Annotated in this window: 2 protein-coding genes; both read left to right on the plus strand. The window is 68.6% G+C overall.

The genetic code is table 11. From position 1 onward, the window contains the following. Positions 1-697, plus strand: a 697-nt coding sequence (locus BYZ73_RS23615; protein ID WP_220086882.1) for a hypothetical protein, incomplete at its 5' end; no start/stop codon positions are given. After that, the coding region (locus BYZ73_RS21190) for an MT-A70 family methyltransferase (protein ID WP_112317573.1) at positions 694-1,199 on the plus strand (506 nt) is incomplete at its 3' end. The genes BYZ73_RS23615 and BYZ73_RS21190, both read left to right, overlap by 4 nt.

Below are 1,199 nucleotides of genomic sequence, written 5' to 3' on the forward strand. Positions count from 1 at the left end.
CGCCATGGCGGTTGCCGCCCCGGCCAGCGCCGCGACGGTGCCGGTCTGGCATGCGGATGACCTGCAGGTGGTGACGCTGGCTGATGGCCGGTCGGCGTTTCGCCCCGTGGGGCTGGATGAGCCATTCACCGCAAAATGGGCGCTGCCGCGCGAGGCGGCGATCTGCCCGCAACAGGCTCTTGGGAAGGAATGGGCGCTATGCCGGATTCGTCAAGCCGTGGCCGTCCTCGATGTCTGGCCGTCCTTGGGGACGTTCTTCGTTTGGTCGTCGGTATGGCGGTCGCCGGGGTATTTGCCGGGGCCGTCGCCTCTGGCTGGGTGCTGTGGCAGGCCAAGCTGTGGGACGCTTTGCAGGCTGACCGTCCCGCATCCGACCGCCCCTGTGCCGCAGCCGACCGGCCCTGAGGTGGTGCCGGTCCCGGCCCCGTCTGCGGCGGTGCTGATCGCGACCGCGTTCCTTGGTCTTCGCGCTTTTCGGAAGGCCACGGCCCAGGGCCGGGGGCGATACGCCCGGCCGATCCCTTTCCCCTTCCGGCGGTCCGCTCACGGAACGTCGGGGCGGGGCGCGCAGGTTCCCCCTGACCGTTTCCAATGCGCGCCCCGCGTCTATCCGCCGCTTTCCTCCTCCCTGGTGGCGGGCCTGCCCGGTGAAGCGCGCGCCAAGACGCGCGGCCGGGATTTTCGGGAGGCGGCATGACACTGGTTCGTGACTTCGCAGCGCTTCGCCCCGCCGGGGGCTTCGATCTGATCATGGCGGACCCGCCGTGGTCGTTCGACAATTGGTCTGCCGGTGGGGAGGCGAAGAACGCAAAGGCGCAATACGCCTGCACGCCGCTGGACTGGATCAAGGCGCTGCCGGTGTCCGTGCTGGCGGCCGACAACTGCCTTCTCTGGCTTTGGGCAACGAACCCGATGCTGCCACAGGCGCTGGAGGTGATCTCGGCGTGGGGCTTCGCGTTCAAGACCGGGGGCCATTGGGTGAAGCGCACGACGCGCGGAAAGATGGCTTTTGGAACTGGCTACCTGCTGAGATGTGCGGGCGAGCCGTTCTTGCTGGCCACGCGCGGGGCGCCGAAGACCACGCGAAACGTGCGGTCAGTGGTCGAGGGCCAGATCCGCGAACATTCCCGAAAGCCGGAAGAGGCCTATGCCGCAGCCGAGGCGCTGATGCCAGAGGCACGACGGCTTGAGCTGTTCAG

It is taken from the genome of Rhodovulum viride, from assembly GCF_003265965.1.
In the GTDB taxonomy this organism is placed as follows: Bacteria; Pseudomonadota; Alphaproteobacteria; order Rhodobacterales; family Rhodobacteraceae; genus Rhodovulum; species Rhodovulum kholense.